This is a genomic window from Halobacillus seohaensis, assembly GCF_042663045.1.
Taxonomy (GTDB): domain Bacteria; phylum Bacillota; class Bacilli; order Bacillales; family Halobacillaceae; genus Halobacillus_A; species Halobacillus_A seohaensis.
The window spans coordinates 1-22978 of sequence record NZ_JBHSZV010000014.1; the positions used below are offsets into that span (position 1 = coordinate 1).

23 protein-coding genes are annotated in these 22978 nt (G+C 36.7%); 17 read left to right on the forward strand and 6 right to left on the reverse strand.

What is annotated here, in order from left to right; translation table 11 throughout:
• Positions 1-229 precede the first annotated feature (229 nt).
• Positions 230-1486, reverse strand: a complete 1257-nt coding sequence (locus ACFQIC_RS06305; RefSeq protein WP_204707524.1) for a BaiN/RdsA family NAD(P)/FAD-dependent oxidoreductase — start codon at positions 1484-1486, stop codon at positions 230-232.
• 739 nt (positions 1487-2225) lie between these two features.
• On the opposite strand from ACFQIC_RS06305, the gene ACFQIC_RS06310 reads away from it, so the two are divergent.
• A complete protein-coding gene (locus tag ACFQIC_RS06310) occupies positions 2226-3848 on the forward strand; it encodes a putative polysaccharide biosynthesis protein (RefSeq protein ID WP_204707522.1) in 1623 nt (540 codons plus the stop codon).
• A gap of 12 nt (positions 3849-3860) precedes the next feature.
• Positions 3861-4586: a pseudouridine synthase gene (locus tag ACFQIC_RS06315; protein WP_204707520.1), complete on the forward strand. Its 726-nt coding sequence runs from the start codon at positions 3861-3863 to the stop codon at positions 4584-4586.
• Positions 4587-4623: 37 nt separating this feature from the next.
• On the opposite strand, the gene ACFQIC_RS06320 is transcribed toward ACFQIC_RS06315, so the two are convergent.
• A complete protein-coding gene (locus ACFQIC_RS06320; protein ID WP_390216995.1) occupies positions 4624-4821 on the reverse strand; it encodes an HTH domain-containing protein in 198 nt (65 codons plus the stop codon).
• A 183-nt stretch (positions 4822-5004) separates the two neighbouring features.
• Between ACFQIC_RS06320 and ACFQIC_RS06325 the strand changes: the two genes are divergently transcribed.
• From ACFQIC_RS06325 to ACFQIC_RS06340, 4 genes are all read left to right on the forward strand, one after another.
• Positions 5005-6024: a potassium channel family protein gene (locus ACFQIC_RS06325; protein ID WP_204707516.1), complete on the forward strand. Its 1020-nt coding sequence runs from the start codon at positions 5005-5007 to the stop codon at positions 6022-6024.
• A gap of 2 nt (positions 6025-6026) precedes the next feature.
• Positions 6027-7400, forward strand: a complete 1374-nt coding sequence (gene pepV / locus ACFQIC_RS06330; RefSeq protein WP_204707514.1) for a dipeptidase PepV — start codon at positions 6027-6029, stop codon at positions 7398-7400.
• Between the two features lie 113 nt (positions 7401-7513).
• Positions 7514-8086, forward strand: a complete 573-nt coding sequence (gene thpR / locus ACFQIC_RS06335) for an RNA 2',3'-cyclic phosphodiesterase (protein WP_204707512.1) — start codon at positions 7514-7516, stop codon at positions 8084-8086.
• On the forward strand, positions 8070-8975 hold the full coding sequence (locus ACFQIC_RS06340) for a nuclease-related domain-containing protein (protein ID WP_204707510.1): 906 nt from the start codon (positions 8070-8072) through the stop codon (positions 8973-8975). Before thpR ends, ACFQIC_RS06340 begins: the two co-directional genes overlap by 17 nt.
• On the opposite strand, the gene ACFQIC_RS06345 is transcribed toward ACFQIC_RS06340, so the two are convergent.
• Positions 8959-9972 carry an EAL domain-containing protein gene (locus ACFQIC_RS06345; protein ID WP_204707508.1) on the reverse strand — a complete coding sequence of 338 codons (1014 nt, stop codon included), beginning with the start codon at positions 9970-9972 and terminating at the stop codon, positions 8959-8961. The genes ACFQIC_RS06340 and ACFQIC_RS06345 overlap by 17 nt on opposite strands.
• A gap of 87 nt (positions 9973-10059) precedes the next feature.
• On the opposite strand from ACFQIC_RS06345, the gene ACFQIC_RS06350 reads away from it, so the two are divergent.
• Positions 10060-10989 carry a diacylglycerol/lipid kinase family protein gene (locus tag ACFQIC_RS06350; RefSeq protein WP_204707506.1) on the forward strand — a complete coding sequence of 310 codons (930 nt, stop codon included), beginning with the start codon at positions 10060-10062 and terminating at the stop codon, positions 10987-10989.
• A gap of 165 nt (positions 10990-11154) precedes the next feature.
• The gene (locus ACFQIC_RS06355) at positions 11155-11958 is read left to right on the forward strand and encodes a phosphotransferase (protein WP_204707620.1); all 804 of its coding nucleotides are present in this window, start codon (positions 11155-11157) and stop codon (positions 11956-11958) included.
• A gap of 64 nt (positions 11959-12022) precedes the next feature.
• Here ACFQIC_RS06355 and ACFQIC_RS06360 read toward each other — a convergent pair whose 3' ends face one another.
• Positions 12023-12190 (reverse strand): hypothetical protein, encoded by a 168-nt coding sequence (locus ACFQIC_RS06360; protein ID WP_204707624.1) that lies wholly within the window; start codon positions 12188-12190, stop codon positions 12023-12025.
• A 263-nt stretch (positions 12191-12453) separates the two neighbouring features.
• Here ACFQIC_RS06360 and trmB point away from each other — a divergent pair, with 263 nt between their 5' ends.
• Together trmB and ACFQIC_RS06370 are read left to right on the forward strand one after the other, a co-directional pair.
• A complete protein-coding gene (gene trmB / locus ACFQIC_RS06365; RefSeq protein WP_204707504.1) occupies positions 12454-13092 on the forward strand; it encodes a tRNA (guanosine(46)-N7)-methyltransferase TrmB in 639 nt (212 codons plus the stop codon).
• A 69-nt stretch (positions 13093-13161) separates the two neighbouring features.
• Entirely contained in the window at positions 13162-14019 is an 858-nt protein-coding gene (locus ACFQIC_RS06370; protein ID WP_204707502.1) for a YtnP family quorum-quenching lactonase, read from the forward strand.
• A 56-nt stretch (positions 14020-14075) separates the two neighbouring features.
• Here ACFQIC_RS06370 and ACFQIC_RS06375 read toward each other — a convergent pair whose 3' ends face one another.
• Positions 14076-14393 (reverse strand): PepSY domain-containing protein, encoded by a 318-nt coding sequence (locus ACFQIC_RS06375; protein WP_204707500.1) that lies wholly within the window; start codon positions 14391-14393, stop codon positions 14076-14078.
• Positions 14394-14545: 152 nt separating this feature from the next.
• Between ACFQIC_RS06375 and ACFQIC_RS06380 the strand changes: the two genes are divergently transcribed.
• Both ACFQIC_RS06380 and ACFQIC_RS06385 read left to right on the forward strand, forming a co-directional pair.
• On the forward strand, positions 14546-15613 hold the full coding sequence (locus tag ACFQIC_RS06380) for a M42 family metallopeptidase (RefSeq protein WP_204707498.1): 1068 nt from the start codon (positions 14546-14548) through the stop codon (positions 15611-15613).
• 90 nt (positions 15614-15703) lie between these two features.
• Entirely contained in the window at positions 15704-16207 is a 504-nt protein-coding gene (locus ACFQIC_RS06385) for a DUF84 family protein (protein ID WP_204707496.1), read from the forward strand.
• A 240-nt stretch (positions 16208-16447) separates the two neighbouring features.
• On the opposite strand, the gene ACFQIC_RS06390 is transcribed toward ACFQIC_RS06385, so the two are convergent.
• Positions 16448-16888: a YtoQ family protein gene (locus ACFQIC_RS06390; RefSeq protein WP_204707494.1), complete on the reverse strand. Its 441-nt coding sequence runs from the start codon at positions 16886-16888 to the stop codon at positions 16448-16450.
• Between the two features lie 401 nt (positions 16889-17289).
• Between ACFQIC_RS06390 and ACFQIC_RS06395 the strand changes: the two genes are divergently transcribed.
• The 5 genes from ACFQIC_RS06395 (at position 17290) to ACFQIC_RS06415 (ending at position 22969) form a co-directional block, all read left to right on the forward strand.
• Positions 17290-18306 (forward strand): PTS sugar transporter subunit IIC, encoded by a 1017-nt coding sequence (locus ACFQIC_RS06395; RefSeq protein ID WP_204707492.1) that lies wholly within the window; start codon positions 17290-17292, stop codon positions 18304-18306.
• Positions 18307-18339: 33 nt separating this feature from the next.
• A complete protein-coding gene (locus ACFQIC_RS06400; protein ID WP_204707490.1) occupies positions 18340-18657 on the forward strand; it encodes a thioredoxin family protein in 318 nt (105 codons plus the stop codon).
• Between the two features lie 140 nt (positions 18658-18797).
• A complete protein-coding gene (locus ACFQIC_RS06405; protein WP_204707488.1) occupies positions 18798-19616 on the forward strand; it encodes a DUF1444 domain-containing protein in 819 nt (272 codons plus the stop codon).
• Between the two features lie 3 nt (positions 19617-19619).
• Complete coding sequence (ytpR, locus tag ACFQIC_RS06410; protein ID WP_204707618.1) at positions 19620-20225, forward strand: YtpR family tRNA-binding protein; 606 nt, start codon at positions 19620-19622, stop codon at positions 20223-20225.
• A gap of 155 nt (positions 20226-20380) precedes the next feature.
• Positions 20381-22969, forward strand: a complete 2589-nt coding sequence (locus tag ACFQIC_RS06415; RefSeq protein WP_204707486.1) for a DNA translocase FtsK — start codon at positions 20381-20383, stop codon at positions 22967-22969.
• Positions 22970-22978: the final 9 nt, after the last annotated feature.

The window sequence follows — 22978 nt, forward strand, 5'->3', positions numbered from 1 at the left end:
AGTTAAGCTCTTCAGCGCCGATGGTAGTCGGGTCGATCCCCGTGAGAGTAGGACGCTGCCACATTAAATAAAAAATCCGGAAGCTTTTAGCTTTCGGATTTTTTATTTATTTAGTATAAATCATATTTTTAATTTCAAAATTGGTAGAGAACTAGAATTCATTTAAAAAAAGTCGAGAAGCGATTAAGCATCTCAATCCTTTTTAATAATATTTCGAAGTAGATGGTGATTACAATGCTTCATAAGCTGCATGTATACCAGCAACCCTTCCGGTTACCATAGCTGACGTAATATTGTAGCCCCCCGTATAACCATGAATGTCGAGAATTTCACCACAAAAATAAAGCCGATCCATCAATTTGGACTGCATAGTGTTCGGTATTATTTCTTTAATAGAAACTCCCCCCCCTGTAACAAATGCCTTTTCTATCGGTTGCGAGTCGTGAACGTTTATTTTAAAATGCTTTAAATATTCAACGAACTGACGCAACTGTTGATTCGAAATATTAGCAGCTTTATCTTCATGAGAAATATTCGTAACTTCTAATAAATAATCCAACAACCTTTCAGGAATTAATCCTTTAACTACATTTCGGAAAGTTTTTCTAGAATTCATTTTTATCTGATCTTGTAATTGTGACATTATCAAGTGTTCACTTTCATTAGGTAGACAATCAATTTTAATAGTGACAGGTCGATACCCTTTCATAAATTCTTTTACTACATATTGGGAACAACGTAAGATTGCAGGGCCTGATAGACCGAAGTGGGTAAATAACATGTCCATTTTATGAGTAACTATTGTTTTATTTTTTTTGTTTAAAACAGAGACCTCAACATCCCTTAAGGAAAGCCCCTGGAGTACTTTATCTTTGATAAAGGGATCTTTTGATAAAAGGGGAACTTCTGTAGGAAAAAGTTCTGTAATTGTATGTCCAGCCTTTTTTGCCCAAGCGTATCCATCACCTGTTGAACCAGTATGGGGAACGGCTTTGCCGCCAACGGCAAGGACAATAGATTGGGTTTGAATTTTTTCTCCTGTTTTTAAGATCACTTCGTGTGAATGATCTCCATAATCTATAGCTTCTACTGGTGTGCTTGTACGGATTTTCACATTTAAATTTTCCAGACGTAAAAGAAGTGCATTTACGACATCTTTTGCTTTATTACTTAGTGGGAACATTCGTCCGTGGTCTTCTTCTTTCAAGCTTACACCAAGGTTCTCAAAGAAATCTATAATATCGTAGTTATTAAAAATAGAAAAAGGGCTGTAAAGGAAGCGACCATTTCCCGGAATGTGCTTAATCACTTCTTCTTCCGGCAGTCGGTTTGTAACGTTACAACGCCCACCACCTGATATTGCTAATTTTGTACCAAGTTTTTTTCCTTTATCAAGAAGTAAGGTTTTTGCCCCTTGTTCTGCAGCGGCAATGGCTGCCATTAATCCGGACGGTCCCCCGCCTATGACGATTACTTGATAGTCCATTTTTAAACTTCCTTTCTTTTTGACCGTGTTAAATTGGTGTTATTTTACAAAAAACACCAATTTATTTATTAAGTAATTTGCTTATTTTATTTCGTTAAATACCCATATTGTGTAATAAGGGATAATGGTTGATGGGGAGGCAGTTCGCTCGCTTTCCGCGGACGAGCCCTCGAGCCTCCTCGCTACGCTGCGGGGTCTCGACGCGCACGCTTTTCCGCAGGAGTCTCGCCAATTTCCTCCCCATCAACGCCGAACGAGATGATGTCAACAATTATTTAGGCGGTGTAGAGTATAGAATCTCCCACCGTAGTTCCGTGTTTTTAAGAATGCGAATGGGGGATGGGAAACGACTCGCTTTTCGCTGGCAGACGGCGAGTCTCCTCGAGCTTGCTCTGCGGCGGGATCTCGCTTTTCACGCACTTGAATAGGGGCCTTTCTCCATTGAAAACAGAGGATAAACATGTTGTTATATCAATGTCTGTGTGCAACTTCTAATATTCATTGATGTTCCGCACCTCTCCTTCTACTCCTACTGATGACGGAACGGCCGCTCAATTTCGGAAAAGTTTATTCAACAATCATGCCCGATTGTTGAATAAGCTTTTCCGAAACTTGGGCAACTATCAACATTAACATTTAACCTAGCCTTCTTTTTACATCACAATTCCATTGTTATTTGCGCATTTATGATAAAATAGATAAAGTTGATTATAAAATAATTGAAGGTGAAGATAAAATTATGTCGAAAATTTTAAAAGGTACAATGATTTTGACAGGGGCGACATTTTTGTCAAAATTTTTAGGAATGATCTATACTATTCCGTTTGAACAAATGGTTGGTCCTGAGGGCATAGAACTTTATTTCTACGCTTATACACCATACAACATTTTATTAAGTTTATCTACACTTGGTGTTCCGATGGCTGTGTCAAAATTTGTATCGAAATATAATTCATTGGAAGACTATCAAACAGGTCGTGAAATGTTTAGGTCTGGTATGCAATTAATGGGAATAACGGGAATCATTGCGTTTCTCACTTTATTTCTAAGTGCTGAGTACATCGCTCAGTTTAGTTTAGCAGATGATGATTCCAGTGCTACAGTGGCAGATACTGCGATGGTGATTCGTATGGTAAGCTTTGCCTTGCTTATTATTCCAAGTATGAGTATTATTCGTGGATTTTTCCAGGGTAATGAATCGATGGCACCTACAGGCATTTCTCAAGTCATTGAACAAATTGTAAGAATTATCTTTTTGCTAGTTGCTGTTTATCTCATTCTTTATGTAATGGATGGGAATGTATCTACGGCGATTGGTTATTCAACTTTTGCAGCATTTATTGGGGGAATTGCTTCTCTAATCGTTTTAATTATATTTTGGAAAAAGCGCAAGCCCTATTTAGATCGACAATTAGCGAAGCAAGAATACACGTATGATTTATCAAAAAAATCAATGTACAAGGAATTAATCAGTTATGCTGGACCTTTTATTTTAGTAGGGATTGCTACTCCTCTTTATCAACTAATTGACCAATTCACTTTTAATAAGGCCATGGCTTCATCAGGCTTAGCAGAAATTTCAGGTGCTTCCCTTTCCGCTATCCATGTTTTGAGTCATAAGTTAGTTATTATTCCCGTAACGCTAGGTATTGGTCTTTCCCTTGCATTACTGCCGGCGATTACAAAGTCATTTACAAAACGAGATATGACACTGCTTAATCATCAAATTAATCAAGCTTTACAAATTATTGCCTTGCTTATTCTACCAGCAGTCGTAGGTCTTTCATTATTATCTTATGAAGCTTTTGGAGTATTTTACGGAGTTGAAAATGTAGAATATTATGGTCTTTTATTGAGATGGTATGCGCCTGTTGGATTATTGTTTGCATTATATACCGTAACGGCAGCAATTTTACAAGGTGTTAATCGTCAAAATTTTGCTTTAGTTAGTCTCGGTGCGGGATTATTTATCAAATTTGCTACTAACTCATGGTTTATTATCATGTTCGGTGCTAAAGGTTCTATTATAGCTACTGGTTTAGCTGTTTTGACGGGGGTTACGCTTAATCTTTGGCGTATCCAAAGAGCTATTGATTTTTCATATAAGCAAGTTTATAAACGAACTTTACTCATTCTCATTCTTACGTTCATTATGGCGGTCTTTATTTGGGTAATTAAGTGGGGATTCAGTCTCGTTTGGGACCCAATGGAGAATCGTTTGGCTGCTCTATTTGCCCTCTTTCTAAGTGCTGGTCTTGGAGGAATAATTTATATGTGGATGTCTTATCAAACGACATTATTAGAAAGAATTCTAGGCGGTCGTGTGCGAGTATTAGATAAATTCCTGAAACATAATAGATAGGTGGAAAAACAAATGCGTATCGATAAGCTTTTAGCCAACATGGGCTATGGGACAAGAAAAGAAGTTAAGAATCTGTTGAAAGGCGGAAACGTTCGAGTGAATGGACAAGCTGAGAGGAGTGCTAAGACCCATGTTGATCCCCATTCAGATCTTGTAACAGTCCTTGGGGAGACGGTAGAGTATAGAGAATTTATTTATCTCATGCTCAATAAACCTGGGGATGTACTTTCAGCAACAGAGGACGCTCATGATTTAACTGTAATTGATATATTGCAACCTGAAGATTTGGTGTTTCAGCCTTTTCCAATTGGAAGGTTAGATAAAGATACGGAAGGGCTATTACTGATTACAAACGACGGCCAGCTCTCCCATCGGTTAACGTCACCTAAGAAAGATATTGGTAAAACTTACTTTGCACATATTGATGGAGAAGTGACAGATGAAGACATTGAAAGCTTCTCTAAAGGGGTAATGCTCGATGATGGTTATGTTACTAAACCAGCTAAACTAGACATAATAACCCAAGGTGAGCAATCGGAAATTGAATTAACTATTACAGAAGGTAAGTTTCACCAAGTAAAGAGAATGTTTGAATCTGTAGGGAAAAAAGTGACATACCTAAAAAGGCTCAGCATTGGCGGTTTGGACCTAGATAATGACTTGGGGTTGGGAGAGTATCGCGAGCTTCAGGAAGAAGAATTAAATTACTTATTTTCTATTACAAAACTGAACGACTAAAAAAACACCCAATTAGTTCTGGGTGTTCCTTTACATACTATGAGATTTTTACTTTCTTTTCTGTCGTTGTCCACTTTCCACGATTAGGACTTGAAACGAGTCCATTGTATTCCAAAATGCTTAAGTCTCTTTGCATCGTCCGATCCGTAAGCCCGAACTCATCGGCTAGCTGAGTTGTTGATACTGGTCCATTATTCTGGATGTACAAATAAACAGCTTTAATTCGATTTAACATACGGGATGATGGATGATTCAAAAAACCACTCCTTATTTTCATTCATAGGAATCTGTGGTGCCAGTGAATCTTGAAGTTAATATTATTTTACCTTAAATGGTTGGAGAGGGCTACATATTAATTTTAATTTAACAGATAATTCACTAAATTTACAAATGATTAAAGTTAGGAGGAACTTGAAAAATGCTCATATTAAGAAGAATTCTAAGGAAAATGGTTAAAATTAATAATTATGTTTTGTTTATTACCAGTGCTTTACTCGTTCTACTATCCTCGATGCTCATCGTTGTAGTAGAGGAGGAAACATTCCCAAGCTACTTTGATGGATTTTGGTGGGTAATGACTACTGTTACAACGGTAGGTTATGGAGATTATTTCCCTGTTACTATAGCTGGTCGTATGATCGCGATGGTTTTGTATATCCTCGGTATCGGTCTAATTGGTGTTATTATTGGTAAAATTATCGACAGTTTTTCCGTTTTTAGAAAAAAAAGAGTGGAAGGTGATATTGTGTATAAAGAAAAACAACATTTTATAATCATCGGTTGGTCACAAAAAGCACGTTTTGCTGTTAATGAAATGATTGGGACCGAAAAAGATGTAGAGATAGTTATAGTTGATGAATTAAAGGAAGCTCCGATCTTATCAGATAACATTCATTATATTAAAGGAAATGCGTCAGATGAATCCACTCTAGAAAAAGCAAATCTTAAGGAAGCAAGGGCGGTTTTAATCTTTGCTGATGAGTCACTCGACAGTGATCAAATGATCGATGGTAAAACATTGCTTATTGCATCAACTATAGAAACCGTAGCTACGAATGTTCATACAGTTGCAGAAATTATGGAAGAAAGACACATAAAAAACTTCCAACATGCAAATGTTGATGAATTTGTTATTTCCAATGAAACAATTTCTTCTCTAGCTGTCCGTTCTGCTTTTAGGAAAGGCGTTTCAGAAATATATAGCCAATTACTCAGTCGCTCTGTAGGGGATGATCTTTATCATGTTCCAGTAAAAAAAGAATGGACAACTTACAGAGATGCCTTTCAAGAATTACTATCAAAGGGGGCTACTTTAATAGCCGATCGAAATGATCTTACTATTAACCGTCGTCTGGATGAAACACTTCCAAATGAAGCTGAATTGTATGTAGTTTGTGACAAGGTAACATATGACAAGCTTATAGATAAGGGGCACTAAAAATGAAAATATCCTCAATATCTGAACAATACCAGATGGAGTACATTCGCAAGCTGTTCCCATTATTAGAGATCCCAAGTGTTTATACGGAAAGTGAGAATTATTTATATGGAAAGCCAATAGATGATGCTTTGAATTACTTACTTGATGTTGCCAAAGAGGATGGCTTTATAGTTAAAAATGTCGATGGACAGGCGGGGCATATTGAATTTGGTGATGGTGAGGATATTATCGGTATTCTTGGTCATTTGGATGTGGTTCCTGCAGGTGAAGATTGGAATACACTTCCTTTTAGTCCGATTTTAAAAAATGGTAATATTTATGCGCGTGGTGTACAAGATGATAAGGGACCTGTTATGGCAGCATATATAGCGTTGAAAATTTTGAAAGATCAAGGTTTCCAACCTAAAAAAAGAATACGCCTTATTGTTGGCACGGATGAAGAAAGGGATTGGAAAGGTATTGAACATTACTTTAAAAAAGAATCGATGCCTGAGTTTGGCTTTTCCCCGGATGCATCATTTCCTGTAATTCATGCTGAGAAAGGATTATTGGATGATTACTTCACTTTTCCAGTTGAACAAGTTGATCATAATTCTTTGCTCTTACTAACTAGTGGAGATCGTTTAAACATGGTACCAGATTTTGCGAGAGCCGAGGTTATACTGACAAATGATATTGACGAGAAATTCGCGGATTTTTTAAAGTTAAATAATCTTACTGGAAGCATTAAGTATGATGATAATCTAACGAAGATTACAATTGATGGAAAACCTGCTCACGCTAGTACTCCTGAACGTGGCGTTAACGCAGCCATAAAATTATTAAACTTTTTGAAAACTATAGGATTAAGCCACCACCACCATAAACTTGTAAGCCTCATTCATGACAGTCTTGAGGATACTTCAGGAAAAGGATTACAATGCAGCTACAAGGATGACGTTTCAGGTGAGTTAACCTGCAATATGGGGATGATTCACTGGGAGAATGGTAAGGGATGCCGTGTAGGAATAAACGTTCGTTACCCTGTAACGATTGGTTCTCTGAAGATTGTGGGGAAATTAGAAAGGTTCGCTAAAGCAGGAGAGGGTTCTCATGATATTTATGATCATTTAGAAGCTCTTCATATTAAGAAAGAGCATCCTTACGTTCAAACATTACTTGAAGTATATAATAACGTAATGAATGAGGATGAAACACCTAAGTCAATGGGTGGAGCTACATACGCTAGAGCTCTAAAGTCAGGTGTAGCCTTTGGAGCTTTATTTAAAGATAGCCCAGATACTGCACATCAAAAAAACGAGCATGTAAGAATGGACGATATGATGAAATCTATAATGATTTATGCTAAATCGCTTTATCAATTAACTAAATAATTTTAACGAGGTTATTCGTTTTTTTACATTGGGGGAACGCTATCAGAAGTAGGATAGTCGCTTTATGTTGATATTGTATAAAGGGTACAGAACTCTAGAAAGGAGCTAATTACATGAGTTCTCATTATTTTATCGGGATTCCTATAGATGAATCGCTTCGTTATAAATTTGAAGAATGGCAAGATGAACTAAGAAAACAAATGAACTATAAGGTATGGACTCATCCGGAAGACTTTCATATCACATTGAAGTTTTTAGGTGCGTGTCAAAAGGAACAAATAGAAGAATGGATCTTCAAATTAAAAAGTGAAAGTTGGCCTTCCCCCTTTTCTTTACAGTTAGGTCCTGCAAGTTTCTTTGGTAATGAGAAGCATCCAAGAGTATTTCATGTAGACATCAAGACCTCTAATTCCTTAACAACAATGAAACGGATAGTTGAAAGGAATGGGACAGAACTTGGCTTTCCAACAGAAAACAGAGAATACTCTCCTCATGTCACTTTAGCAAAAAAATGGGTGAATGGTTTTTCGCCTTTTCATACGGGTGAAACTACTCTTGAAGAAACTTTTCAGATGATTGTAGATCGGTTTTACATCTGCAAAATTCACCCAGGCCAACGAAAGAAATATGAAGAGATAGCTCAGGTTAGCTTAAAGAGGGAGAATGATGATGGCTCAATTAATTAAACTATATGATTATATATCGAGATATGAATCGGATATTCATCAGTATCCATCAAAGTATATCCGGCTCAAACAAGAAAATTGGCGAAAGATGAAAAGTTTGTGGGAAAACGGTGAGCTTGTATCTGAACAGGAAGACCACACAGAAGATGTGGAGGAAAGAACAACCAAACGTTCACTTTTTTTAAAGAAAAAGAAGCAACCGAGAAAGGAAAAGTCAATAGAGACAAAACAATGGATACCATCGACTGAACACGAATTAAAACAATACTTTTTAGATGGTCTTTTACCTTTTCAAATTAAATGGGCTAGCACCACATTAATAGAGAAATCTTTCGTTGATAAAAAAACGTCTAATGATGAACACCTTAAGTTATTGTTACAAAGGTTGCCTGATCATTATTTAGTGATGTACAAACCAATTGTTGAACTTAAAAAAGCGCCAATGGAAGCAGAAATCATTTTGATAGGACCTTATGAGATTGAATTGATAACGTTTGTGGATGTGGAAGATGGTACAATACATCCAAGCAATCAGCATCACTGGCATATAAAACAGGGGAATAGTAATCAAAAGATATTTAGTCCATTAATAGGACTAAAACGTACGGAAACATTCTTAAGAAGTGTGCTGCAAAAATATGAGAATGATTTTTCTTTCAAACACGTCGTATTAGCTCCTAACTTAACGATTGAAGGAGCACAAGAGCCGTATTTAACTACATTCATCGATCAAAATTCATTTGAGCATTGGTTAAGTGAAAAAAGAAAACTGTCCATGCCTATAAAGCATGGACAGTTGCGTGTTGCGGGTCAATTACTTCATCATACTAAAACTGTAGCAGTCAGACGCCCAGAATGGGAGTTAGACACAATTAAGAAGGAAGAATGATTTCTTTCTTTGGTGTTTCCTGAGGCCTCCCTAAATAATAGCCTTGGCCGTAGTGGACGCCAATTGACTGAAGCCACTCCCATTCTTCTTTGGTTTCAATACCTTCTGCTAGTACTTTGATATTAAATTGATCAGCTCGTGCCATTACTTCATGTAAAAAATCCTGATGGGAAGAGATACGATGACAATTTTGAATGTAGGATCGATCAATTTTTACGAAGTCGGGCTGAAGTAAGGAAAGCATTTCTAAAGTACTATAACCTGTCCCAACATCATCCAACGCTACTTTCATACCTGAGGATTTATAAGTATCAAATATGGATTTTAAGTGATTGACATCAGTGATTTTTTCAGTTTCGACTACTTCGAAAACTAAATCAGCTGGGTCGATATTAAATTCTTCAACTATTTGAAAAGTATGTTTCAAACAATATTCTGGTACATAAATAGTGGATGGTAAGAAATTTATAAAAATCTTTTGGCCTGTGGGTATAAGCTTGGACTTTGCTTGCACTGCTGAACGACGAGCCTTTTGATCAAGCATAGAGTGAAGGCCGGTTCTGTGGGCGAGGGAAAACAATTCCCCAGGATTTACTTCCCGTTCTTTAGTTCTAAGTAGAGATTCGTATCCGTAAATATCATTATTGGATATGTCCACAATAGGTTGTAAATGAGAAGTGAAGTCACCGTTATGAATAATTGAAGTTAATTCTGGTTGTTTTAGCCTCTCATATAAATGATCTATAGAGATAGGAAATGATTGACGACTTTCTTTATTGATTACGTGCACCCACTGATTAGAATTATTATTCTGAAGTAGACTATGTAATGAATCTAGTAGTTGAGAGTGAGAATCATAGTTATGGATTATAGCATTCTCATCTTCATGATGAACAGGTAAGTGGAAAGTCGATTCTTTTGTTTTATTGCTTAAAACAATGGCACCACTTTCGGGTAAAATTACCGATGTACCGCAAAACTGGCAATCTACAGACAAGAAAATCTCCTCCTTTGTATTCTTAGTATAATATAATAGTACCTTTTATGTATAATGATTTGATACTTTTGATAGGAGAAATGACTCATGTATATAATCATAGTGAACCCGGAAGCAGGTAATGGAAAAGCACTGAGATTAATGCAAACCATACAAAAGGATCCTTTATTTTTAGAGAAGAATTGTCGATCATTTCAAACGGAGTATCAAGGTAATGCAGAAAGTTTAGTACAATCAATCGTCACTATTCATCATGACGTCGTTGATGCAGTTATTGTTATTGGTGGAGATGGTACACTTTCGGAAGTTTTTAATGGACTACATCATTTCCCAACAATCCCAGTTGGAATTATTCCTGCGGGCTCAGGTAATGACTTTGCAAGAGGAGCAGGAATTTCTAGCGGTGGATTAGAGCAGTTCCGAAAAATATTAAATACACCTGAACGATTTACGTTTTATCCAGGTGTATGTTACAAGTATTTTGGAGATCAACGTTCACGACGTTATTTTATAAATAGTATAGGAGTAGGATTAGATGGTAAAGTTGCACATTTTTCTAATCAACAATCATTTCGAAAAAGATTAAAAAAATGGCATTTACATCCGTTCAATTATGTTATTGCCTTATTAAGAGTTGTTTATAGTTTCAAACCTGTAAGTGTGGACATTTCGATTGACGGAAGAAAACTTAAATTAAAAAAAGCATCATTATTTACAATTGCAAATCACCCTTATTTCGGTAACGGGATGAAGATTGCTCCCAAAGCTAACTTATCAAAACAAACCTTTTCAATTATTTCAGTTAAGCCTCTACCTAAATGGAAAGTTATAGGTTTATTTGTAAGTGTGTTTTTTGGGAAACATACAAAACTTAAGGGAATTCATGAGTTTCAAGGGAAGTCGATTACTCTTGAGTCAAGTGAATTACTACTGATGCAAGCAGATGGTCAGAACCTTGATTGTCATAAATGCACCATTGAAAAATCAGCAAAACCACGAGTTATCCTAATAGGGTAGAAAGTTTTTCTTGAAAGGTTATCTAATAATGAGTTAGTCTATTAAAAGGTGTTATTTTGAACGGTGTAGGAATAATTACAGATTTTGTTATAAAATGCGATAAACTTATTTATACTAAAACGTGATGGCATCACTGGAAGAATTGAGGAATCGACGGTGAATTGGTTGGAGGATATACTTGGTCAAAATTGGACAATTACTCCTGCTGGAGGATCCACGGGAGAAGCATATTATGCTCAAAATGGAGAGAAACGTTTATTTTTAAAACGTAACTCTTCCCCATTTCTCGCTGTTCTTTCTGCTGAAGGTATTGTTCCTAAACTTGTCTGGACGAAGAGGTTAGAGAATGGCGATGTTATTACGGCACAAGACTGGCTTGAAGGCCGCGAGCTAAATACAGAAGAGATGAAACACCCGAGAGTAGCTAGTTTGCTTAGTAAAATTCATCATTCTACTGAATTATTGGATATGCTAATGAGATTAGGTAAGCATCCCCTAACACCTGAAGAAATTTTAGAAGATTTAAAAGAAAACCAAAAAGTACTTGATCAAGTCGGATCGCGTATCGAGATTCATCAAGCGATAAATTATTTAGAGAATCATTTATCTCGAGCAGCTTATGATCAACATGTGGTGTGTCATTGTGACACGAACCATAACAATTGGTTGCTTTCGTCGAAGAACCAGTTGTATTTAATTGATTGGGATAATGCAATGGTAGCCGACCCTGCACTAGATTTAGGTATGTTATTATACTCCTATATACCTGTGGAAGACTGGGGAAATTGGATGGAACAATATGGAGTTATCCCAAATGATCACTTACTTGAACGAATGAAATGGTATGCTTTATCTCAATCTCTTTCTTTTATCCAATGGCACATGATGCGCGGAGAATATTACGAAGCGGATATTAGAATTCAAAAATTGCATGATATGGTCATACGTCACAAAATAACAACAATATAATTTAGATAAGAAACGCGTTGTTGATTTACTCAACAACGCGTTTCTTATCTCTATATTTTATAAATTATCCTTGTGAAAAAGTAGCGTATTTTACTTTCTTCTCTCGAACTTCAGAGCTTAACTTTTCGCTTAATTTTTCAAATGGATAAATGAACATAGCATAGCCTGCAAAAAGGATAGAGAAGACAGCAACGACAGACATTTCAATTGTTGTGCGAATAAGGTTCAACACGGTTAGCATTCACTCCTATTTATATAGTTATATGTTAACACAAGTCTAATCATATAACAGAAAGCGCTTACAACCCAACACTTAATTTTCTGTGAAATACAGCTTTATTTATGCTAATTGGGAGTAACTTAGAGATAACTTGGAGTTGTTTATAATTAAAGCTATATAAGCTCAGATCCATTCATTTCCTGCAAATTTCATAAAAACTTTTAACAATTGAGGTTTCATGATAAGATTTTAATGATAAAAGGAGGCAATGATCTATGCGATTACGTAACAAACCGTGGGCCGACGATTATATGGAAGAAAATAAACATGTGGTCGTTCAATCCCCATTTGATCATAAAGGAAATTGGCAGAAAGAATTTAATACAGAGCAGCCGTTGCATTTAGAAATAGGTTCAGGGAAAGGACAGTTTATTGCAGGAATGGGTAAGCAACATTCAGGTTATAACTTTATTGGACTTGAACGAGTAAAAAGCGTAATTGTTGGGGCCTTAAAAAAAGTCCTTGATACTGATGTGGATAATGTTCGTCTTATAAATGAAGATGCTCAGGATTTAAGAGATATGTTTGAAACAAACGAGATCGATCATATTTATTTAAACTTCTCGGATCCATGGCCTAAGACTCGGCACGAAAAACGACGTTTGACATACCCTGATTTTCTAGAGCAATATCAGGATGTGTTAAAAGATAAAGGACAAGTGACACTTAAAACTGATAACCGCCGTCTTTTTGAATATTCCCTCGCAAGCTTCTCTCAATATGGAATGATTATTGAAGAGGTTTCATTAGACTTGCATGATCTAGAAGACCCATTAAATGTGCCTACTGAATACGAAGAGAAGTTCTCTGCAAAAGGACAGCCGATCTATAGGTGTAAAGTTCGTTTCGACTAGTGTTAACGCTTACAAAACGCTGCCTCCATGTGATAGAATGATTGTATAACTGCTGGAGGTGGATAGTTTATGGAATCCATAACAATCGGAAGAGCTAAGCTGACTTGGTTAAATGGTGGTGTAACTCATCTGGACGGAGGTGCCATGTTTGGAGTTGTTCCTAGAGCTTTGTGGAGTAAGAAATATGAAGTGAACGAGAAAAACCAAATCGAATTAAGGACTGATCCCATACTACTTCAATTAGATAATGTGAATATTCTTATTGATTCAGGTATTGGTGATGAGAAAGTTACTGAAAAGCAAAAACAGATTTTTGGGGTAAAGGAAGAGTCAAAAATTGAAAAAAGCCTTGCTGAATTACATTTATCGACAAATGATATTGATATAGTGTGTATGACTCATTTGCATTTTGATCATGCTTGTGGATTGACTAGGTGGGAGGAAGGAAAACTTGTACCCACATTTCCGAATGCCGAAATTCATGTTAATGCTGTAGAGTGGAATGAAATGAGACACCCTAATATCCGCTCAAAGAATACATATTGGGAAATAAATTGGCGTTCTATTGAGGGGAAGATACATACATTTGAAAGTGAGGAAGAAATACTTCCCGGTCTGAAAATGGTTCATACGAGTGGTCATAGTGATGGACATTCAATTATTGTTTTCGAAGATAATAAGGAAACGTTCATTCATATGTCAGATATAATGCCTACTCATGCTCACCAAAATGTTTTATGGGTACTGGCTTACGATGATTATCCAGTTTCATCTGTATTAGAGAAGGAAAAATGGATGACGTATGGTTATGAAAAACAAGCATGGTACGTCTTTTATCACGACGCTTTTTACCGTGCAGTGAAATTTAATTCGGATGGTAAAGTTATTGATTCAGTTACTCGTCCACCATCTAAATATAATGAATAAAACAAGCCCCCATTCTAAAAATGGGGGCTTACTTTATATCATTAAATTAATTATTACTATGCGCTTTGTTCGTTTACATCAATAATTGTGCCTGACTCAGAGTCAATAAAGAACTCATATTGCGAGGTTTCCCCATCTTGATTCTTAGAAATTCCTCCGCGGTATACATCGTAGTTAATACCATTTCTGTTTAGCTCTTCTGGCTTCATGTAGATCCATGATCCACTAATAGGTCCTTGTTTCTTGAAGGCTTCCTTGGCAATTTTTAGAGCTTTCTCAGGAGTGACGCCTTGTTTGTTAGCTACTTGTTCTTTAACGACATAGCCAGCCAGTGCTCCGACACCTGCAGCTATTGCAACTTTTTTCCAATTCATAGTTCACTCACCTCTAATCAATATATACTACTTCTTAGTATACTAGAATTACCGTTTAAAAGGAAATTAAAACATATATCTCTCTAAGTAGAAACCTGAACCATTTTTCGTTAAACTGTAAACAGATAGAAAAAAAGGAGATGTACATAATAATGAATAATGTGACACAAGATTTATTTAAAACTCTAACTGAACTACCCGGTGCTCCTGGTAATGAACATTTAGTTCGTGAATTTATGAAAAATGAATTAAAAAAGTATTCGGATGAAACGATTCAAGATGGCCTGGGCGGTGTCTTTGGAGTGAAAAAAGGTAAGGGACCAAGAGTAATGGTAGCTGGGCATATGGACGAAGTTGGTTTTATGGTCACTCAAATTACTAAAAATGGTATGCTGCGATTTCAAACACTAGGTGGTTGGTGGAATCAAGTGTTGCTTGCACAACGTGTACAAGTAATTACAGATAATGGTCCTGTCGTCGGTGTGATTGGATCTATTCCACCACATAACTTAACTCCTGAGCAGCGTCAAAAGCCGATGGAATTAAAAAATATGCTCATAGATATTGGGGCAGATGATGAAGATGATGCAAAATCAATTGGAATTAAACCTGGGCAACAAATTGTTCCAATATGTCCTTTTACACCAATGGCTAATGAAAAAAAAGTGCTAGCAAAAGCATGGGATAATCGCTATGGTTGTGGTCTTGCAATTGAACTTATGAAAGAATTAAAAGATGAAAAGATATCGAACCAGCTATATTCTGGGGCTACTGTTCAAGAAGAGGTTGGTCTGCGTGGGGCACAAGCTGCTTCTCATCTGATTGACCCTGATGTTTTTTATGCATTAGATGCATCTCCGGCTAATGATATGAGTGGGGAAGATAAAGAGTTTGGCCAACTAGGAAAAGGCGCTCTTCTGAGAATTTTAGACAAATCAATGGTTACTCATCGTGGCATGAGAGATTTCATCCTAGATACTGCTGAAACGAATGATATTCCTTATCAGTATTTCGTCTCTCAAGGAGGTACAGATGCAGGGAGGGTTCACATTACGAATGATGGTGTACCATCTGCCGTCGTAGGAATTTGTTCCAGGTATATTCATACTTCATCGTCTATCATACATGTAGATGATTACGCAGCAGCCAAAGAATTGCTCGTACATCTTGTTAAGAATACAGACCAAAATACGGTGGACTATATTAAATCAAAAGTGTGAATAAAGGAGCCGTATAGCGCTGATAGCCTATGCGGCTTTATGGTATGATAGAAGTAAGATAAGATAACGTTAGAGGCAGGTGGACTTGGAGTGAAAATATATATAGGATCACTAAATCCAACTAAAGTCGATGCAGTAAAGCAAGTTTTTGCAAATGATGAAGTCTTTAGTGTAGATGTTGAATCAAAAGTAGCAGCTCAACCCTTTTCTGATGATGAAACACTCGAAGGAGCTGTTAATCGAGCCCGAGAGTGTGCGACGATGAAGAAGAGTGAGATCGGTATTGGATTAGAGGGTGGCGTTATGGAAATTGATGAGGATATCTTTTTATGTAATTGGGGTGCTTTAGTGGATCAGAAGGAAAACGTCTACCGAGCAAGCGGGGCAAGAATTCCATTGCCTGAAGAAATTAAAGCAGGATTAGAAACAGGTAGAGAACTAGGTGAATTAATGGATTCTTATGCTGAAAAAATTAATGTTAGTAAGCACGAAGGGGCTATTGGGATTTTTACAAATGGACAAATTAAAAGAGATGAAATGTTTTCCCATGTCGTTAGGCTTTTAAAAGGACAATGGGAACATGACCAAAAGTAAAAAAATGGTTCACTTATAGTAACAGAAGTATAAAACATTAAATAACTAAGTTTCTAGCAGTCCAATTATCATATAAATTGGACTGCTGTTTTTGATTTAATAAGGTTTATAGATAATTAAGGGGAAATAGAACCATAAATAAATTATTTGTTCTTATTCCATATAGGATGGCATTTTTTTAAGAAACCAATTGATTCATTGTACTCATAAAACGCATAGAAGCAAGTTTTTTATTACCATTTACTCATATACATAAGCTAGGATGTCCAAGGCTTGATCAATCGTTTCTACTGTTATGTTGGCCTGGTTAGAGAGTTCTTTAAGAGGGTGAATTAATGATTCAGGTCGAACTAAAATTAAAGGTTTATTGGCCTGAATAGCTAACCCCGCATCCATTGCAGTATTCCATTGTTTATAATTTTCTCCAAACAGAGCAATGACAGCGTCAGATTTTTCTAATAATAGTTGGGTTCTGAAGTTATTTATAGAAGAAGCGGCGTCGTCTATAAATAGTTTGTTAGGTTGATCGCCTAGAATATCAACACCGATATGATCGGACCGTTCATGATTTTCTTGAGGTCCAACAAAGTGTAGAGGTAAGCTTTTACTCTTGGCTTTGTTTTTTATATCATTCCTCCAATCATCATGAATTTGTCCAGCTAGATAAATTGTAATTTCCATATGAAGACCCCCAGAGATTTATTCTAAGATTAGTATGTTCATAGATTTTTAATTCTGTCCAGTATATACAACAAATTATTGAGAAATGATAAGCTAACAACTGAGGGGAAGATATAACTACTTTGTAGGTGATAAAATGATTTTAGTAAAATCGTTATAGGAACTATGACTAAAATTATACATCCCTTTAATCCCCGAAAATTCCAAGTAGACGAAAACTATTGATAAGAAAATTCCGGGGTACCCTTTATATGTATCGGTATATGTATGCACTGATTCTTTTAACTGACATATGGATTTTTCGTTACTTTCATTTGAAAATTTTTTACTGTTCAATTGATGTATTTACACATGTAATATTATAATGTAATATGGACGCGTTGAGAGGAAGGAGAATTCTTATGTTAGACTTTCTGAAGCGAAAAGGTGTAAATATATCCGTCCATGCTTATTTCATCACCGCTCTTAGCTTTATGGCATTAGGATTATTTTCATCGTTAATTATTGGACTTATTATACAAACAATAGGTGAACAGCTAGAGTTAACCTCTCTAATTGAAATGGGCAATTTTGCGATGGATTCAAAGATATGGGGAGGTGCTATTGGTGTTGCTATTGCATACGGGCTAAAAGCACCACCGTTAGTTATCTTTGCAGCATTATTTAGTGGGGCTTTTGGAGCGGATCTCGGAGGGCCAGCAGGGAGTTATATATCAGCACTAATCGCTACAGAATTTGGAAAAATAATAAGTAAACAAACTAAAATTGATATTATACTTACTCCTTTTATTACGATCGTAGTAGGATTTATGGTAGGATCTTTTATTGGTCCTCCAATCAATCAGTTTATGAAAGGTTTTGGGCAAATTATTAATTGGGCGACGTTACAACAGCCTATTATTATGGGTATGATTGTAGCTGCATTAATGGGAATGGCTCTTACAGCACCAATATCAAGTCTTGCGATCGCTTTAATGTTATCTATCGAAGGTTTAGCCGCCGGAGCTGCAACCATAGGTTGTGCGGCTCAAATGATTGGATTTGCGACCATTAGTTACCGAGACAATGGAATTGGAGGCGCAATTGCACAAGGAATCGGCACATCCATGCTTCAAGTTGCTAATATCGTGAAAAAACCAATTATTCTTATTCCGCCTACAGTTGCTGGGGCCGTTTTGGCTCCTTTTGCTACCGTGTGGTTACAGTTGGAAAACAATGCGGCTGGGGCCGGGATGGGAACTAGTGGTTTTGTAGGGCAGATTATGACGTTTGAGTCGCTTGGTTTTACGTGGGAAGTGGCTATTGCTATTTTATTTTTGCATTTTATTGGACCAGCTGTTATAAGTTATATCATTGCCTTTTGGTTTAGAAAAAAAGGATGGATTAAGCCAGGAGACATGGTTATTGAATATGATTAGACATGTGCTAGAATAACATTTGGAGGTGCTACCATGATCACACTTGAATCAGATGGCCAATTGCATGAGTTAATAAATGATAATAAAACGATTTTATTGTTTTCAGCGGATTGGTGCCCGGATTGTCGAATGATTGAACCTGTGCTTCCTGAGATCGAGGAAAAGTTTAAGGATTGGTCGTTCGTTTATGTTGATCGCGACAAATTTATTCATATATGCGCAAAGAATGATGTTTTTGGAATTCCAAGTTTCTTAGCCTTCAATCAGGGAGAAGAAGTCGGACGATTTGTTAGTAAAGATGCCAAAACTAAAGATGAAATTGAAAAATTTTTAAATAACATCGCACAATAACAAGCTGTTTCTTGCAGCTTGTTTTCTGTTGGGAGAGTCTTTTTCGGAGGATGGTTGTTTTCCTTTTCGTTTCTAAGCATGAGATATGCTAGAATAGGTAACGGAATAGACTTCTTCCAGTCCTAAAGGAGGAACGGAATATGAAAATAACTAGTATAAAAATGAAGAAAATATTGGAAGATCGTTTTCAAAATGATGAATGGAAAATAACTTTCAATCGTGACAAGGATACGTTTCGTATAGAATGGAAAGAATCCGGCAAAGGAATAACCATTACGTTGCCAAATGTAATTGCCAAATACGAAAACCGCGGAGAAGAAGCTATCGATGAATTGGAAGATCATGTACAAGAAGCCTTACGAATTATGAATGAGACACATTACCTGACAGGAAAAGAACAATATATTTACCCTGTTATTAGAGCAGGATCCTTTCCTACAGAAACTGAAAATGGGAAAAAACTAGTTTATTCAGATCATACGGCTGAAACAAGGGTATATTACGCATTGGATCTGGGGAAATCATATCAACTCATAGATGAAGATATGTTACAACGCGAGGGCTGGACAATCGATCGGATGAAAGAAATTGCAAGTTTTAATGTGCGCTCTCTCCCTGTAGACATTAAAAAAGATACGGTGTACGAGAATGACTTTTATTTCCATTCTACAAAAGATGGTTATGATGCTAGCAGAATTCTAAATGAAGTGCTTCTAGAGAAGTTGAAAGCTGAATTTGAAGGTGAATTAGCTATAAGTATTCCTCACCAAGATGTAATTATTTTTGCTGATATCAAGAATCCTGAGGGGTATGATATTTTGGCTCAAATGGCGATGAAGTTTTTCGCAGAGGGGACGGTTCCTGTCACTTCTCTTTCATTCTTGTATGAAGATAAGGTATTAGAGCCTATTTTTATTCTTGCGCAAAAAAAACCAAAACAAAAGCGAAAGGACGATTAAATGATGGATGTTTTTTATAACCCTAATGGAGTAGGTGACGTACTCATTATTCCAATTAAAGAGGGGGACCGTCTAACAACAATACATCAAACGATAGGAGATGTTGTTAAAATCACTAATCAACAAGACGGCTCCTTGCTTGGTTACAATATCTTTAATGCTTCCAATCATTTTTCTTTAACTGAACATGGTAAAATTCAAATGACCGAAGATATGTTGAATAAGTTAAAGAACTTATTTCTAGCAAAGGATCTAAATGATCCTCTTGATTTTGACTTATCACCTAAATTTGTTATTGGTTATGTAAAAGAGAAAGGATCCCATGAAAATGCTGATAAACTAAGTGTTTGTCAAGTGGATGTTGGCGATGAAATATTGCAAATTGTTTGTGGTGCCCCAAACGTGGACGTACATCAGCACGTCGTGGTGGCTAAAGTTGGAGCAACGATGCCAAGCGGTATGAAAATTAAAGATGCTGAACTACGGGGAGTGCCTTCATCGGGTATGATTTGTTCTCCTAAAGAGCTAGGGTTACCTAACGCTCCTGAAGAAAAAGGAATCCTTGTTTTAGACGAAAGTCCGGCTCCAGGTAAGCCATTCCAATTTTAATTAAAGGAAGCAAACGGAACTTATGTACTAAGTCCTTTGCTTCTTTTTTATTTTTCTGAGAAATTTTAAATAGAATGTAAACCAAATACATTGAAAAACCTGTTAAAATAGTACTTACAATAATTTATATTGATATAGAAGGAAAGTGTGAAAATATGTGGAAAAACTTTAAAGATAAATTTAAGAACTTTTTTGACGGAAATGAAGAACCATCTCAATTTGAGCAACAACCAATAAAGCCAACGTCAAACAATTACGAACGTGAACTTAAAGATTCGAACGCCAGTACGAAAATGACTTATAAATATCCGAAACAAGGAAATTTTCGGTTTCCTATTATTCCTGATCGTTCTATTCAGCAAGAGGAGCCTGAGCCTGTATCCCAGGATCGTACCAATAGGGTTGACCGTGAAAAAACAAAACGCGCAGATAACAATGGAGAAAAGCCTGAAAGAAATCACAGAAAAGATAGGACGACTTCCAATGATACTGAACAGGAGGAATCAGAGGCTTCAGACATTCCGTTCACACCATCAGATGTACCCTCTCCTGTATATGGTTACCACCCTAGATCAACACCAGTGACTAATTATGAAAAGTTACCAGATTCCAATAAGTCAACTACAACCGCTAGAATGGAGCAATCCCGTCATGATGAGGAGCATTGGCAGAGTATCCGTCAGCGTGTTTTAGGCAAGATACAATCCAAGAAAACCGAGGAGGAGTACCTGCAAGTTGAATCTCCAGGTACTGAAATATCGGCAGATACGGAAGTGAGAACTGAGGAGACACTTTCTGAAGATGTTCCTTCACCTAACGTTATGAGTTATTCAGAAACAGCAAATGAAGAGATATTAGAAAATACAGAAGAAATGATAGAAGGTGTTACAGAAGAAAGAATAGAAAGCACAGAAGAAATGGTAGAAAGTGTTACAGATGAAAGCACAGGAAGCACAGAAGAAATGGTAGAAAGTGTTACAGATGAAAGCACAGGAAGCACAGAAGAAATGATAGAAAGTGTTACAGATGAAAGCACAGGAAGTACAGAAGAAATCCTAGAAGAAAATACAGACGAATTAGCTGTTGAAGGTGTTAACGAATCGGACAGCGGAGTTAATCAAGAACATACTAGTGGTGTGCCCAAACTAGAGACAGAGGAAAACCATCCTTCTAGCGAGAATGAAAATGAAAGAACTTCTGAACGAAAAAGTGTTCCTTTTAATGTTGTTATGACCCCTAGAGATAAACGGACGAGGGACCAGCAAAAAAAAACTCTTCACAAACAAGAAAAAAAAAGTGAAGTGACATTCAACAATAATGTTCAAAGAGAGAGTTATTCGACTCCACTTAATTTGTTAAATGATAAAGTTCGCAAGTCATCAGATGATGAAAAATGGATTCATGAACAAATGGATTTGCTAGAAACAACATTACGGCAATTTCATGTCAAAGCGAAAGTAGTGCATGCCATGAAAGGCCCAGCTGTTACGCGATTTGAAGTACAGCCAGAACCGGGAGTGAAAGTGAGTAAAATTACAAATTTATCAGATGATATTAAGTTAAGCATGGCTGCTCGTGATATAAGGATTGAAGCACCTATCCCTGGTAAGCAAGCGGTAGGAATAGAAGTACCAAACAAACAGCCGGAAATGGTCGGATTACAGGAAATTTTCGAATCAGAAGCTTTTAAGAAAGATTCTTCCCCATTATCTGTAGCTCTTGGATTGGACATAGGGGGGGACCCTGTAGTCACTAACTTAAAAAAAATGCCACACGGATTAATAGCTGGAGCTACAGGGTCTGGTAAAAGTGTTTGTATTAACACAATTCTAATTAGTATGCTTTATAAAGCCCACCATGAGGATGTTAAATTTTTGCTAATTGATCCTAAGATGGTCGAACTTGCTCCTTATAACGGTCTTCCTCACTTAGTATCACCAGTGATTACAGACGTTAAAGCTGCGACTATAGCGTTAAAATGGGCAGTCAAAGAAATGGAAGAACGCTATGAAAAATTTGTCGCAGAAGGAGCAAGGGATGTTGAACGATACAATGAAAAAATGATTCAGCAAGGAAGACGTGCAGAAAAGCTACCATACTTAGTTATTGTAATCGATGAGTTAGCTGATCTAATGATGGTTTCTCCACAAGATGTAGAGGATGCGATATGTCGTATAGCTCAAAAAGCAAGAGCTTGTGGTATTCATTTACTTGTTGCTACTCAGCGTCCCTCTGTTGATGTTATAACGGGTTTAATCAAAGCAAATATTCCCACTCGAATGGCTTTTAGTGTCTCATCTCAAGTCGATTCACGTACAATTATTGACACTGGAGGAGCAGAGAAGCTACTTGGTAAAGGAGATATGTTATTCATTGAAAATGGTTCTGGACAATCGGTTAGAATTCAGGGGTCTTTTGTTTCAGATGAAGAAATTGAGCGTGTTACAGCTTACGTAAGAAAACAAGCTCCAACTAATTACTTATTTGAACAAGATGAACTTATCCAGCAAATATCCACCGAAGAAGATACTGATGCAATATTTGATGATGCTGTCCAATTTGTATTAGAACAAAATGGAGCGAGTGCATCGTTGCTCCAACGTAAATTTAAAGTGGGTTATAATAGGGCTGCACGGTTAATTGATCAAATGGCTGACTATGGAATTATTTCTGAAGCAAAAGGCAGTAAACCAAGAGATGTTCTATTAACTAAACAACAAATTGATGAAATGCTCGTTCGGTGAGTGCGCTCA